The organism is Oscillatoria sp. FACHB-1407, from assembly GCF_014697545.1.
Taxonomy (GTDB): domain Bacteria; phylum Cyanobacteriota; class Cyanobacteriia; order Elainellales; family Elainellaceae; genus FACHB-1407.
In genome coordinates this window covers 280,959-295,329 of the sequence record NZ_JACJSA010000001.1, presented here as the reverse complement: position 1 = coordinate 295,329, position 14,371 = coordinate 280,959, and the positions used below count along the sequence as shown (strand labels likewise).

The 14,371-nt window shown below is 49.2% G+C and carries 8 protein-coding genes; 6 read left to right on the top strand and 2 right to left on the bottom strand.

The window, feature by feature from the left end:
* Nucleotides 1-823: 823 nt before the first annotated feature.
* The 5 genes from H6G89_RS01240 (at nt 824) to H6G89_RS01220 (ending at nt 8,038) form a co-directional block, all read left to right on the top strand.
* Nucleotides 824-2,380, top strand: coding sequence for a ferredoxin--nitrite reductase (locus H6G89_RS01240; RefSeq protein WP_190503358.1), 1,557 nt, complete (start codon nt 824-826; stop codon nt 2,378-2,380).
* A gap of 141 nt (nt 2,381-2,521) precedes the next feature.
* A complete protein-coding gene (locus tag H6G89_RS01235; RefSeq protein WP_190503356.1) occupies nt 2,522-3,832 on the top strand; it encodes a CmpA/NrtA family ABC transporter substrate-binding protein in 1,311 nt (436 codons plus the stop codon).
* Nucleotides 3,833-4,019: 187 nt separating this feature from the next.
* Nucleotides 4,020-4,856 carry a nitrate ABC transporter permease gene (ntrB, locus tag H6G89_RS01230; RefSeq protein ID WP_190503354.1) on the top strand — a complete coding sequence of 279 codons (837 nt, stop codon included), beginning with the start codon at nt 4,020-4,022 and terminating at the stop codon, nt 4,854-4,856.
* 146 nt (nt 4,857-5,002) lie between these two features.
* On the top strand, nt 5,003-7,006 hold the full coding sequence (locus H6G89_RS01225) for a nitrate ABC transporter ATP-binding protein (RefSeq protein WP_190503352.1): 2,004 nt from the start codon (nt 5,003-5,005) through the stop codon (nt 7,004-7,006).
* A gap of 192 nt (nt 7,007-7,198) precedes the next feature.
* Entirely contained in the window at nt 7,199-8,038 is an 840-nt protein-coding gene (locus H6G89_RS01220) for an ABC transporter ATP-binding protein (RefSeq protein WP_190503350.1), read from the top strand.
* Nucleotides 8,039-8,181: 143 nt separating this feature from the next.
* Here H6G89_RS01220 and H6G89_RS34805 read toward each other — a convergent pair whose 3' ends face one another.
* Nucleotides 8,182-8,319, bottom strand: a complete 138-nt coding sequence (locus H6G89_RS34805; RefSeq protein WP_190503348.1) for a hypothetical protein — start codon at nt 8,317-8,319, stop codon at nt 8,182-8,184.
* On the opposite strand from H6G89_RS34805, the gene H6G89_RS01210 reads away from it, so the two are divergent.
* Nucleotides 8,306-10,588, top strand: coding sequence for a molybdopterin oxidoreductase family protein (locus H6G89_RS01210; protein ID WP_190503346.1), 2,283 nt, complete (start codon nt 8,306-8,308; stop codon nt 10,586-10,588). The two genes, H6G89_RS34805 and H6G89_RS01210, sit on opposite strands and share 14 nt — an antisense overlap.
* Nucleotides 10,589-11,442: 854 nt before the next feature.
* On the opposite strand, the gene H6G89_RS01205 is transcribed toward H6G89_RS01210, so the two are convergent.
* The gene (locus H6G89_RS01205) at nt 11,443-14,295 is read right to left on the bottom strand and encodes a TIR domain-containing protein (protein ID WP_190503344.1); all 2,853 of its coding nucleotides are present in this window, start codon (nt 14,293-14,295) and stop codon (nt 11,443-11,445) included.
* Nucleotides 14,296-14,371: the final 76 nt, after the last annotated feature.

Below are 14,371 nucleotides of genomic sequence, written 5' to 3'. Positions count from 1 at the left end.
TTAAATTTGTAATTCAGATTTGATTCCCAAATGGGTAGATCAAATCACATTGAAAAATTACAGATTTCAAGATGCAAAAAAGCTTGACTTCTGCTGCATCTTGTCCCGTCATTCTGGGTCATGATTGTGCAAGATAATTCCGTGTCCTTAGGACTGCTATTCATGGATAGGGGTTGGAAATAAAACCAGGGGGGGGTGTGGAGGCTGCGCCCCCAGCCAGGGGTTCCACCCCTGCACCCCAAATTCCACCCTTATTTACGACGAGTTGTACTTAGATATCGATTTAATCAACGCACTCAGCTACATCGTGATTGCTTGAAATACCACAATTCTTCCCAAAAATTTTTTGACTTCAATTGGGATGGCATCGATCGTTGTTGGACTGTAGAGACATGGCATTTGGCTGGTCAAGCTTGCACCTGTGTGAGTGGATATTATTCAAATCCTGCCCCTTGCAAAACCCCAAAGCTACTGTCCAAAAGGATTTTGGCAATGACTGTGTTAGGGAAATGGTTCGTTTTAGACAAAAAATCACGTTCTACCTTGCGCTAAACGCCCTTCGATTGCGCCAAACTTGCCCTAAAAATGCAATAGCCGCATAGGAGTAATGCGCAAATTGCATAATCGATATGATTTTGTGACGGAATATACGAATTTGACTTGTTCAACCGCTTAACGTAAGCAACATGAAAGGGCGATCGCTACGAAAGCAACTGTTACAAAAAGGCAAGTTGCTGTCGTAATCGCTCAGTGTAGAAGTTTCGGACTCAATTCAAGTACAGCGTTGTGGCGGCTCATGGTTGAGTCCGCTTGAGGATAGTTTATGACTAGCACCCTGCCCACGTCATCAAGTCTTAACAAATTTGAAAAGTTTAAAGCTGAGAAGGATGGTTTAGCCATCAAAGGCGACCTGGAAACCTTTGCTCAGATGGGTTGGGAAGCGATGGATGAAACCGATCGCGACCATCGCCTGAAATGGATGGGCATTTTCTTTCGTCCCGTCACTCCCGGCAAGTTTATGTTACGGATGCGAATGCCCAGTGGTATTCTCACCAGCGGTCAAATGCGCGTACTGGGAGAAGTCGTGCAACGGTATGGCGAAGAGGGCAGTGCTGACATTACCACTCGTCAAAATATTCAATTGCGCGGCATTCGGCTCGAAGATATTCCCACCATCTTCTCTAAGTTTGAGCAAGCCGGACTGACCAGCATCCAGTCGGGCATGGACAACGTGCGCAATATCACAGGTTCTCCCGTTGCAGGAATCGATGCTGATGAGTTGCTCGACACTCGTGGCATCATCCGCAAAGTGCAGGACATGATCACCAACAATGGTGAGGGCAACCCATCGTTTACAAATCTGCCGCGCAAGTTCAACATTGCGATCGCCGGATGTCGCGATAACTCCGTTCACGCAGAGATCAACGATGTGGCGTTTGTCCCTGCCTTTAAAGATGGCATCTTAGGCTTCAACGTGTTGGTGGGAGGCTTCTTCTCTGCCAAACGCTGTGAAGCGGCGATTCCCCTCAATGCCTGGGTGCATCCCCGTGATGTGGTGGCATTGTGTGAGGCAATTCTGCTGGTCTATCGCAATCACGGATTGCGAGCCAATCGGCAGAAAGCTCGCCTCATGTGGTTGATTGACGAGTGGGGCATTGACCAGTTCCGAACTGCTGTAGAGCAGCAATTGGGTCATCCGCTACAATCCGCTGCACCAAAAGATGAGATTGTGTGGGATAAGCGGGATCACATTGGTATCCACGCGCAAAAGCAACCCGGATTAAACTATGTCGGGTTACATGTTCCCGTTGGCCGCCTTTACGCTCAGGATATGTTTGACTTGGCGCGAATGGCAGAAGTCTATGGCAGTGGTGAATTGCGGCTCACTGTTGAGCAAAACATTATTATTCCCAATGTGCCTGACTCTCGCATTGCTCCCATGCTCAAAGAGCCTTTGGTACAGCGGTTTTCAACTGATCCCGATAATTTGAGTCGGGCGTTGGTGTCCTGTACGGGTGCTCAGTTCTGCAACTTTGCTTTGATTGAAACCAAGAATCGGGCGATCGCTCTAATTCAAGAATTGGAAAAAGAAGTCCAATGTCCCCGCCCTGTCCGGATTCACTGGACTGGATGCCCCAACTCGTGTGGACAGCCTCAGGTCGCTGATATTGGTCTCATGGGCACCAAAACCCGAAAAAACGGGCAAACTGTCGAAGCCGTCGATATTTATATGGGGGGTAAAGTCGGCAAAGAGGCGGTGTTGGGCACCTGTGCCATGAAGGCAGTACCTTGTGACGAGTTAAAACCTGTGCTGCGTGATCTGTTGATTCAACATTTCAATGGACGACTTAAGGAGGAATCTGTGTCTCTGACAACATGACGCAAATCCACAAGGGCAAAGCATTTGATAGAGGAACTGTACAACTTAACTACTTCTCTATCAAGTGCCTCGCCCCTGCAAATTTTGTTCCTTCAATTGCTCAATTATTCAACTTTTACCCAACATTTGTAGGTCGTTACTATGGCTAAATTTTCTCGTCGTCAATTTATCATCACCGCAGGCGCAACCGCAGCAGGTACGCTGTTTATGCATGGATGTAGCAGTCCTTCTGACAGTGCATCCTCTGGTTCTGATGCGGCGTCTCCTGCTCCCGTGGCGTCAGCTGATGCGCCTGAAGTGACCAAAGCGACTCTGGGATTTATTGCCCTCACCGATTCGGCTCCCTTGATCATTGCGAAAGAAAAGGGTTTCTTTGAGAAGTATGGAATGCCCGATGTTGAAGTGGTGAAGCAAGCGTCCTGGGGAACCACCCGCGACAACATCGTATTGGGTTCGGCAGGAGGTGGTATCGATGGGGCACACATCCTCTCCCCAATGCCCTACCTGATTACCGAAGGGATCGTCACCGATGGCAAAAAAGTGCCCATGTATGTCCTGGCACGCTTAAATACCAATGGACAGGCGATTTCGGTTGCGAATGCTCATAAAGATTTGGGTGTTCAGATGGATAGCTCTACGCTGCGGTCGAAGATTGATGCAGCCAAGTCAGCGGGCAATCAAATGAAGTTTGCCGTAACGTTTCCTGGAGGAACCCATGACCTGTGGATGCGCTACTGGTTAGCGGCGGGTGGCATTAATCCGGATAGTGACGTTTCCACGATTGTTGTACCCCCACCTCAAATGGTCGCCAACATGAAGACGGGCACGATGGATGCCTTCTGTGTGGGTGAACCCTGGAATGCTCAATTGATCAACCAAAATATTGGCTACTCTGCACTGACCACGGGACAACTCTGGAAAGACCACCCAGAGAAGGCGTTCGCCCTGCGAGCCGATTGGGTTGACCAACATCCTAAAGCCGCTATGGCACTCTTAAAGGCGGTGCTGGAAGCCCAGGTTTGGTGCGAAGAAAATAAAGAAGAGATGGTTGAGATCGTATCGAAGCGAGCCTGGTTTGGGGTACCTGCGGCTGACATTCAAGATCGCACAAGTGGCAAGTATGACTTCGGCGATGGTCGAGTTGAAGAAGGCGTACCTTACGTGATGAAGTTCTGGAACGACAACGCATCTTACCCCTATAAGAGCCATGACCTTTGGTTTGTAACCGAAGATATGCGCTGGGGTTACTTCCCTGCTGATACTGATGCTCAAGCCCTGGTCGATAAAGTGAACCGAGAAGACTTGTGGCGTGAAGCAGCGAAGGCGATCGGACAAGAAGCAGCCATTCCTGCAAGCACCTCTCGTGGTGTAGAAACCTTCTTTGATGGCGTCACCTTTGATCCTGAAAATCCTCAGGCTTATTTGGACAGCCTCAAGATCAAGAAAATCTAACCTCTTTTATTGAGTTTTTCTCAGGCTCAGTCTGGAAACAGCTCTGATAGGCTCTGCCTCTCGATAAAGCGGCAGAGCCGCCCCACGACATTCCCGGTCAAAGACTGGAACTGAGAACCGTAAGTAAATCTCACTCATTTCTAACTACGCCACCCAATCGAGCATCTGAGATAGGAGTTTTTGCATCATGACTGCACAATTAAGCCGGAGCGATCGCCGCTTCAATCCTCAATCGTTGATGCCCTGGGTTGGCAAAACCGTGAGGAAACTGATTCCGCCGATTGTGGCGATCGCCATCTTTTTAGTTATCTGGCAAGCGTTGACCACCGCTGGTGTGATCAGTCTGCCCAGCCCAGCCCAAACCATTCAAGATACCTGGGAATTGATCGTGAATCCCCTGTATGACAACGGTGGTACCGACAAAGGATTGCTCCTACAGATTTGGGCAAGTTTAGGACGGGTTGGTATAGGCTTCACGCTAGCCACCATAGTTGGTATTGGATTAGGAATTTTGATGGGCACCAGTCGCTTTATGCATGAAGCACTTGACCCCATTTTTCAGGTATTGCGGACTGTGCCTCCATTAGCCTGGTTACCACTTTCCCTGGCTGCGTTTCAACAAACTCAACCCTCGGCTATCTTCGTCATCTTCATTACGGCTGTGTGGCCCATCATTATCAACACGGCTGAAGGGGTACGACAAATTCCACAGGACTACAACAACGTGGCAAAAGTGTTACGTCTATCCAAGCCGGAGTATTTCCTGACGATCCTGATTCCTGCAACCGTGCCTTACATTTTCACAGGACTGCGAATTGGGGTTGGGTTGTCATGGTTGGCGATCGTTGCAGCTGAGATGTTGACGGGTGGTGTAGGTATCGGTTTCTTTATCTGGGATGCCTGGAATAGCTCGCGCATTAGTGACATCATCGTTGCTCTGCTCTACATCGGTATCGTTGGGTTTCTACTCGATCGCTTAGTGGGTTGGGTATCGACATTGGTCGTACCACAGGAACAGAAATAGAAAAAAGGATAAAGGCTGAAGGATAAAGGATAAAACCTTGAGATTATCTTTCATTCTTTTCTTTCATCTGAAAAGTTTATTCTTCAGCCTTTGGTCTTCACTCTTTTCTCTTTTCTTTCATCATTTATCCTTCATCCTTTCCTCCTATGGCTGTCTTTGTTGAAGTAGATCACGTCGATCGCACCTTTTCGCTTCCAGGTGGCGGTACTTACATTGCACTCAAAAACATCAATCTGAAAATTCAAAAGGGTGAGTTTGTCTCTCTGATCGGACACTCTGGATGTGGTAAATCAACACTGCTCAACATTGTGGCGGGCTTGGATAAGCCGACACAGGGTGGGGTTGTGTTAGAGGGTCGGCAGGTGACGCAACCTGGACCCGATCGCATGGTGGTGTTTCAGAATTACTCTCTTTTACCCTGGTTAACGGTGCGTCAAAACATTGCTCTGGCAGTCAATCGAGTTATGACCAGAGCACCCAAAGCCGAACGTCAGGACGTGGTTGAGCATCATATCGACTTGGTGGGACTGCGTCCGGCAGCAGACAAGTATCCGGGGCAATTGTCGGGTGGAATGAAGCAGCGGGTGGCGATCGCCCGTGGGTTGGCAACTCGTCCCAAAGTATTGCTGTTAGACGAACCGTTTGGTGCGCTGGATGCGCTGACTCGTGGCAATCTGCAAGAAAAGTTGATGGCAATTTGTGAAGAGAGCCAGGTGACGTGCATTATGGTGACGCACGACGTGGATGAAGCGTTGCTGTTGTCCGATCGCGTTGTGATGATGACCAATGGACCTGAAGCGCACATTGGGCAGATTTTAGAAATTCCCTTTCCCCGTCCGCGCCACCGATTAGATGTGGTCAACCATCCCAATTACTACGCCTTACGAGGTGAGATTCTTTACTTCCTGAATCAGCAGAAGCGAGCTAAACAGCGCAAGACCAAGCAGAATGTGGCGATCGCTCGTCATGGTTTAGAAAAGGTCAACTTAGAAATTGGCTTTATTCCATTGACCGACTGTGCGCCGTTGGTTGTGGCGAAAGAAAAAGGCTTCTTCCAGAAGCATGGGTTAGAAGAAGTCACACTGAGCCGGGAACCCGGTTGGAAGGCGATCGCTCAGGGCATGACCTCTGGCCGATTGGATGCGGCTCAGATGGTGACAGGAATGCCACTGGCACTCACCCTGGGGATGAATGGCATGGCTCCGCTGCCCATTGTCACGGCACTGACTCTGTCTCGCAACGGTAACGCCATCACCTTTAACAAGCATTTGTATGAACAGGGTGTGCGATCGCTGCCTGACTTTAAGGCGATGATTGATCAAACCCCTGACAAAGTTCACACCCTTGGTGTCGTTCACAAAACCTCGATGCACAACCTGCTGTTGCGCTATTGGTTAGCCGCAGGTGGTATTGATCCCGATCAAGATGTCAGTCTGACGGTGATTCCTCCGGCGCAGATGGTGTCCAACCTGAAAGCTGGGAATATCGATGGTTATTGTGCAGGGGAACCCTGGAATGCTCACGCGGTACACGAAGGGATTGGTTATGTCATGGCAACCAGTCTCGACATCTGGGCAGGACATTGCGAGAAGCTTTTGGGTGTGCGAGAAGACTGGGCAAATCAATATCCCCAAACTCATATCGCATTGGTCAGAGCGTTGTTAGAAGCCTGTGAGTATTGCGACGATCGCCGCAATCGAGAGGAAGTGCTGGAATTATTGTGTCAACCTCAATATGTTGGTTCCAGTCCGGAATATACTCGCTGGGGCTTCATCGATCCCTACCACCAAGGCACCGAGGCAGAGCCAAAACAACTGCTCTCCTTTAACCAGTTCTATGTCAACCAAGCCAACGCTCCCAACGGAGCGGAGATGCTCTGGGTGATGACCCAAATGGCGCGTTGGGGGTTAGTGCCCTTCCCGCGCAACTGGGTCGAGATTGTCGAGCGCATTCGTCGCGTAGATGTATTCGGTGAGGCAGCACGCGGTTTGGGATTGCCTGATACTGGACGCGATCGCACTCCAATTCAACTGTTTGACGGCACCGTGTTTAATCCCGATGAACCAATCCAATATCTCAACAACTTATCTATCAAACGCGAGGTACGGATCGAGGAAATTGTGATCGATTCTGTCGTTGGTGCGGCTTAACCTCACCTCCATCCCCTCTCCTGTAAGGAGAGGGGATGGAGGCAGGGAGAGGTTCCTGTGCAGCGTTCGAGATTTGTTTCCCAGCTAATCGTAAAAGCTCTTTGCCGAATGCTGTGTTCCTATATCCCACTCCACTGCTCACTCTCACTTCCTATTCCCCACTGAAAACTCCTTACTCCAACTTCAACTGTTATGCAGACTCTCAACCAAACTCAAGCGAAGATCGCTTCATCTGAGGTTCCCTCAAGTCCTTTGCTAGAGATCAAAAATGTCTCAAAAGTTTATCCCACCGCCAATGGGGGTTATCCAGTGTTGGAGGGAGTCAACCTCACCATTCAAGCTGGAGAATTTGTCTGTTTAATCGGTCACTCTGGCTGTGGCAAGTCTACCCTGCTTAATATGGTGGCGGGTTTCCTCAAACCTACCGATGGCGAAGTGTTGCTGGAGTCGGAACCTGTCAGCCAACCGGGTCCCGATCGCATGGTGGTGTTTCAAAACTATTCTCTCTTGCCCTGGAAGACAGCATTTGAAAACGTCTATTTGGCTGTCAAAGCGGCATACAAAGACAAATCCAAAGCCGAGAGAGTGGCGATCGCCAATGAACATTTGGCAATGGTGGGTTTGACCGAAGCGGCAAACAAACGCCCCAGTCAGCTTTCAGGTGGCATGAAACAACGGGTGGCGATCGCTCGTGCCCTGGCAATTCGTCCCAAAATGTTGATTCTAGATGAACCCTTTGGGGCGTTGGATGCCATCACTCGCGAAGAACTTCAGGAAGAACTGTTGAAAATCTGGACGGATCACAAAACCACCGTTTTGATGATCACCCACGACATCGACGAAGCTCTTTTCCTCGCCGATCGCCTCGTAATGATGACTAACGGTCCTTCTGCTCACATTGGCGAAGTCCTCAATATTCCCTTTGCGCGTCCCCGCGATCGCGCCCGCATCATGGATGATCCCCGCTTCTATGAACTGCGGAACTATGCCCTCGACTTCCTCTATCGTCGTTTTGCTCACGATGACGAGTAAGTGAGGAAAGGCTAAAGGATGAAGGCTAAAGGATAAAAGCAAAGAGGAAAGTAGTTTTCCTTCTTCTTTCCTTGACTGTGTTGGTTTCTACTTTTGTCTTTTTCGTCTGTCATTCTTTCTTGTCTTGTACTTACTTTAATTTTTTATCCTTCACTATCTGTTCCTTCTTCTCTTTCTTCGTGTTTCATCCTTAATCCTTCACTATCTGTTCCTTCTTCTCTTTCTTCGTGTTTTATCCTTAATCCTTCATCATTTATCCTTTCTACCGTGTCTGACTGCATCAAAACGCTCTGTCCCTACTGTGGGGTTGGCTGTGGATTAGAAGTTGTACGGGTTCAAAACGCCAGCCAATCCGATCAAGCCCCTACCTGGAAAGTCAGGGGCGATCGCGCTCATCCATCCAGCCAGGGCATGGTATGCGTCAAGGGTGCAACTGTCATTGAGCCGTTGGAAAAAGACCGATTGCTCTATCCCATGATGCGCGAATCGTTGGATCACCCCTTTCAGCGAGTCAGTTGGGATCAAGCCCTCGATCGCATTGTGCGTCATATCCAACGAGTTCGCGCGACGAGTGGAGCCGATGCCCTGTGTATGTATGGCTCTGGGCAGTTTCAAACGGAGGATTACTACATCGCTCAAAAGCTGATGAAGGGCTGTTTGGGCACGAATAACTTTGATGCCAATTCGCGGCTCTGTATGTCATCTGCGGTGTCAGGTTATGTGCAAAGCTTTGGGGCAGATGGTCCACCGTGTTGTTATGACGATTTGGAGCAAACAGATTGCGCCTTTCTGATTGGCACGAATACGGCAGAGTGCCATCCGATCGTATTCAATCGACTTCGCAAACACCACAAACAAAATGCTCACGTCAAGCTTGTGGTGGTTGATCCCCGTCGCACTTCCACCGCTGAAGTGGCTGATTTGCATTTGGCGATTCGTCCCGGCACTGATATCGATTTGTTGAATGGCATTGCTTACCTGCTGGTGCAGTGGGGCAAGTTGGATCAAGCTTTTATTGAGAATCACACCACAGGTTTTGCAGAGTACGCCGATGTGGTGCAGCATTACTCTCCAGAAGTCGTTGCATGGCGGTGTGGTATCTCAGTAGAAGATTTGGAAATCGCCGCCCGCTATTGGGCGGAGAGCGATCGCGTCCTTTCTCTCTGGTCGATGGGCGTGAACCAATCCACCGAAGGAACAGCGAAAGTTCGCACGATCATCAATCTGCACCTGATGACGGGCATGATTGGCAAACCGGGGAGTGGTCCTTTTTCCCTCACGGGGCAACCCAATGCCATGGGCGGACGCGAAGCTGGAGGATTATCTCATCTGCTTCCGGGCTATCGTTCTGTCAAAAATTCTGACCATCGCGCTGAAGTCGAGCAATACTGGAATCTGCCTCCCGGACGCATTTCTCCCCATCCCGGTCGTAGCACCTGGGAGATTATCACTGGACTGGAAACAGGTGATGTTGAGTTTGTCTGGATTGCCGCTACCAATCCCGTCGTCAGCCTCCCCGATTTAGAACGCACCAAATCTGCCTTGCGGCGATCGCCCCTGACCGTCTATCAGGATGCCTACTATCCCACCGAAACCAGTGCCTACGCCCACATCCTGTTACCGGCTGCCCAGTGGAGCGAAAAAGCAGGTTGCATGACCAACTCCGAGCGAGTCGTCACCTATTGCCCTACCTTTCGCACTCCCCCCGGTGAAGCTCGTCCCGATTGGGAAATCTTTGCCGAAGTGGGACGACGCTTAGGCTTTGAGGCGCAATTTGCCTTCCAAAACTCCGCAGAAGTCTATGCCGAATTCGCCCAACTCACTTGCGATCGCCCCTGTGACCACAGCCAGTTTAGCCACGAGCGATTGAGCACCGAAGGACCGTTGCAGTGGAGCAATCCAAAAGAAGAAAGAAGAGAGAAAAGAGAAGAGAGAAGAGAGAAGAGAGAAGAAAGAATAGAAAAAGAGAGCCAGACGATTCGATCTTCGGTTTTCGATCTTCTCTCTTCTAAGCGGTTGTATAGCGATCGCCGCTTTCATACCCCCGACGGACGGGCTCGCTTTGGGGCTTATCACTCACGCGGATTGGCAGAACCCCCCAACCCCGACTATCCCCTCGTGTTTACAAACGGTCGTCTGTATGGGCACTGGCACACCCAGAGCCGTACTGGACGCATCGAGAAACTGCGCCAAATGCATCCGGCTCCTTTTCTTGAAATTCATCCCCGTGATGCGGCAAAACAGGGCATCGTTGACGGAGATTTGGTCGAAGTGCGATCGCGTCGGGGGATGGCTCGATTTCCAGCGAAGGTAACCAAGGCGATCGCCCCTGGAACAGTGTTTGCGCCGATGCATTGGGGCAGCTTGTGGGCAGACGATGCTGAGATCAACAACCTGACTCATCCCCAAGCGTGCCCTGATTCCTTAGAACCGGAACTCAAAGCCTGTGCGGTGCAGGTCTGTCCGGTTGCGCTGCACTCAGATGCTAGTGGAAGCCACAGTACTCAGGATGAATCGACTCTCAACGCTGAGGTTTTAGAACTGGCATAGGACTACAGCGTATACATAAGTTCTCTCAGTCGCTATAGCCGTAGTCATATTCGATGGGACGGGGGGACGATTTGTTTGAGTTGGTATAAAGAGGATAGGAACTCTGCACGTCACAGACAGCACAGTCCCTATATCTCCCTATTTTGATGCAAAGTGCCAGGTTGATGAAGTGAAACCTCAGCGGAGTTCCCCTCGCCTACACCTTTCTGCTGTAACTCTCATGCCAGATTCTACTTGTGGACCACCAGCACCTTGTGGGTTAGAAATACTTAAAGTCATTGAACTGGGATTGTAAGAAAAGTTCACGCTCCCTGCTGAGATATTACCAAAAATAGTTCTTGCCCACACAGTAATCGTGCCACTATTGGAATTAGGATAGACAATAAATCCACGATTGCCTAGAGAGTCGCTGCCCTCGGTGTTTCTCCGCATGCACTGAAATATTTGGGGAGAAATATTTGTTATGTTGCCTGCTTGTGCTGGAGACGCAACGCCTAGAAGCACACAGGAAACGGCGGTCAGTGACACAGTTAAGCGAAATTTGCTGAGTCGTGAATGAGTTTTCCTACGATGAGGATTCAAACAGTTCAACATAAAGCCCCTGATTCTCATAAAAATCTATGAAGAGAATTTTATGTTGATTAATTTCCGTTGGCAAGTGTTTAAACGGACAAAAACACTTCTTGAAACCTCTTTAAATCGATTGTTAAGAAATATATACCATGTGTATACAGTATGCGCAAAATAAATTTCAAACCGATTCATGAGGGTGAATGCGGCAGAACCTTTATCTCAAACTAAATGTTGAAACTCATTAAAGCCAGTTTTTAGAGATTTATATAGGTACCAAAGATTCACTCTAAAGTCTCCATTTCTTTAGGGCGACGCACTAAATTACGTGACTTCAATTGAGCGAAATGTTCCAGGAGCAATCGGTGAATAAAGATATAGCCACCACCAACCTTTTTCAACAAAATACGGTCAGCGGCATAGTTGAGAAAGTGGGCGTAGTTCCAGGGAGTACACCGTGTCTTCCACAGTAGGTACCGCAGCACAAAGTGCTGAACAATAACGATTCCAGAATTCTCTCCTCCAACCAACCCTCCAACTAAGCCAAGTAAGACTCCTACACTCAGCCCAAGCATTAACCCATCTGGAACTAATTGCTTACCATAGTGAAACCACCAGATCACTTCGGAGGTAATGGCATCGGGAGAGCCAGGGTAACTACTTGGAAATGAGGCATAGATCAACCAGAATAAGACACTAATGAGTGCTGCAATGGGACCACAAATACCTATAAGCTTGACGGTGTTTCTGACTGATTTCCAAATTCCATGATTGGGAATCGTTCTGCTTTCGATTTCTGGAATTTTTCTAAATCCCAGGGCTAAACCAACATTTAAGCCAACAAAAACTCCCAATGCTAATAAGCCCAATAACATGTTCAGAGTGACTGTTCTATTTTCCTGACACAAAAAGTTGATTAGAACACTTCCTGCCCATCGGCTCAAGGATTCAGGTGAACGATTACATAGGTTATCCAAAAGGTCAGGTGGCAGTAATCGCCAGCGCATGATCAGTAGGGTTCCGCCAATCGTCAGCCCCCATAATAGTCCGACGATGAATTTCTGTTTGCCTTTTGCCCAGGACCATTGAACCGTATCAGCTGGCTCAATGTGTGGAGGATTCAACCGGAGCAGGACTAGCCCACAAATGAGACCAAAAATTCCCATATTTAAGGGTTGGTCGCTGTGAAATACCTGCCCAGTTAGCCCAAAGACCAAGCCGGATACCAAACCTGCCATAATGCCAAAGGACCAGTTAGACTGAAGCGTTGGGAGCAAGCTTGTGGCGATGCCTGCGATGGGACCAGCTATTATCCCTATACTGATCCCTAAGTCAATTTCAATTGCGTAGTTTGAAATTTTGCTGAGCAATCCCATCGATATACCACAGATTAAACTCACTAGCCCCATCGCCATCATCTGGTACATGCGTTGTACCCATGCATTGGGTAGCCAGGTAGGTTGCAAATCTTCGATCAGAAATACACTGCGGGATTCCTGCACCATGCGTTGAGCCAACCAGGTGAGGTAGTGGATAACCTGGGTTCTGGAGTAGCGATCGCCCACTCCTCGTCGTCTCAGCGTGCGTTCAATGAAGGCATTAAATAGATGATGTCGCTGGGCTTCTAGATCAAGGCTGGGTAGATTGGCGATCGCCGTTCCCCGATAGACCAGTGCCATGATATTTAGCATCAAGGGTGATTGAGCCAGTTCTTGCAGCACCTTGTCTTGAGCCAGCAAGGTTTTTAAGGCATCTAGCTCAGATCCGCCACTCTCCAGATAATGGTGAATCTGTTCTGGGGTGAGCGATCGCACCAGAACCGCTTGCTGAAAGTTAAGGCGATGCTTCAAGCTTTCGTAGTCTTGCACTCGACAGCAAACCACCATTTCAGCCCCATACTGCTGCTGAAACTGGTTCAAAGCAATCACACAAGCATTCTGGTTTTCCGTCTTGACCTCATCTAGCCCGTCCAGCAACAACAGCAGATACTGCTCCTCAATCCAGGTCTGCCCGATGGCAGAAGGGATCTGATATTTTGTGCTCAACTCACTCACCAGCCAATCCCTGATGGTTTGATTGCCGCCCAGCCAGGAGGAGAGGTTAAATACAATTGGAATGCGGTCGTCAATACCCTGTTCAGCCCGCGTCACCAGATCCTGTGCCAGGTTCAGCAGCGTGGTGGTTTTTCCGGCTCCAGGTTCACCCAAAATCAGCAGCGTTCGCCCCTCGCCCAGTTGATCAAACAGGGTTGTTACCCTTGTCCCCTCTGGAAGTGGCTTTGGAGCTGAATCGGGATTAGCTGTCGGGATGTACCAGGGTGGGATAACGTCATCCATCCGTTCCTCTAACCCCAGTTCCATCAGCACCCGGTCTTGTAGGGAGTTCTCCAAAACCTCCTTAATCCAGTAATTGCGAACCTTATTTAGCAGGGTTTGACGGTTGCGATATTGTTGAGGTGACATGCGACGTAACCGCAGTTCAACCTCCTGCCGTTCCAGTTCATCCTTCCGACTAGCGTGAACGTAGCTGCGGTGTAACTCAGTGGGCTTGGGTTGTTTGGTGTTACTTGTTTCTAGCCATTGTTCCGCTTCCAGGAGGTCAGTTCCCCGCAATAGAAAGCTGCTGTCTGCTAATTTGCGTTGCCACTCCTTAGCTCGTACCAGCAACCGAGTATGGTTGCGAGCGTAGTCTAAATCGGTGTCAAGGGCAGTAAGCAGAGTGCTAAACGCCTGCTCAAAGTCATCTGTTTCCCGGAAAAAAATCCAGTTGTGGCGGGAAATGGCAGGATGGACATCATCCATGTTGAAGCCTTCTCGCCATAGCAGTGGCACCAGGCGTTTGTTGTGCTCAAGCCCGTATTCCAACTCTTGTCGACAGACTTTGGATGTGATCGAATCTGGGCTGATAATAAACACAAAGTTACTGGCAGATTCAATGCCGCGTTCGATCGCCTTCCACCAATCCTCAGCAGGCTGAATATCAGACCAATCAATCCAGGAGGCACGTCCAGTTTGACGCAAGGCATTGTCAAGTTTAATAACGAATTCTCTATCACGCCGAGAATAGGAGATAAAAACTTCGTTTGGAGATGCATCCTGACCGTTGAAACTGCTGCCAAGATCCTGCTGGGCAACCATACTTACAACTCGCTTTACAACTTGTTCTGAAACTTGCCACTCTTCTGTAACGGCAAGATGTATGAAAAACTACATG

What these genes read in the sequence shown, in the direction of transcription:
- H6G89_RS01235 (WP_190503356.1), top strand. Translation starts at nt 2,522, where the DNA reads ATGGCTAAATTTTCTCGTCGTCAATTTATCATCACCGCAGGCGCAACC.
- H6G89_RS34805 (WP_190503348.1), bottom strand. Translation starts at nt 8,319, where the DNA reads ATGCAGTCAGACACGGTAGAAAGGATAAATGATGAAGGATTAAGGATA.
- H6G89_RS01220 (WP_190503350.1), top strand. Translation starts at nt 7,199, where the DNA reads ATGCAGACTCTCAACCAAACTCAAGCGAAGATCGCTTCATCTGAGGTT.
- H6G89_RS01225 (WP_190503352.1), top strand. Translation starts at nt 5,003, where the DNA reads ATGGCTGTCTTTGTTGAAGTAGATCACGTCGATCGCACCTTTTCGCTT.
- H6G89_RS01240 (WP_190503358.1), top strand. Translation starts at nt 824, where the DNA reads ATGACTAGCACCCTGCCCACGTCATCAAGTCTTAACAAATTTGAAAAG.
- H6G89_RS01205 (WP_190503344.1), bottom strand. Translation starts at nt 14,295, where the DNA reads ATGGTTGCCCAGCAGGATCTTGGCAGCAGTTTCAACGGTCAGGATGCA.
- ntrB (WP_190503354.1), top strand. Translation starts at nt 4,020, where the DNA reads ATGACTGCACAATTAAGCCGGAGCGATCGCCGCTTCAATCCTCAATCG.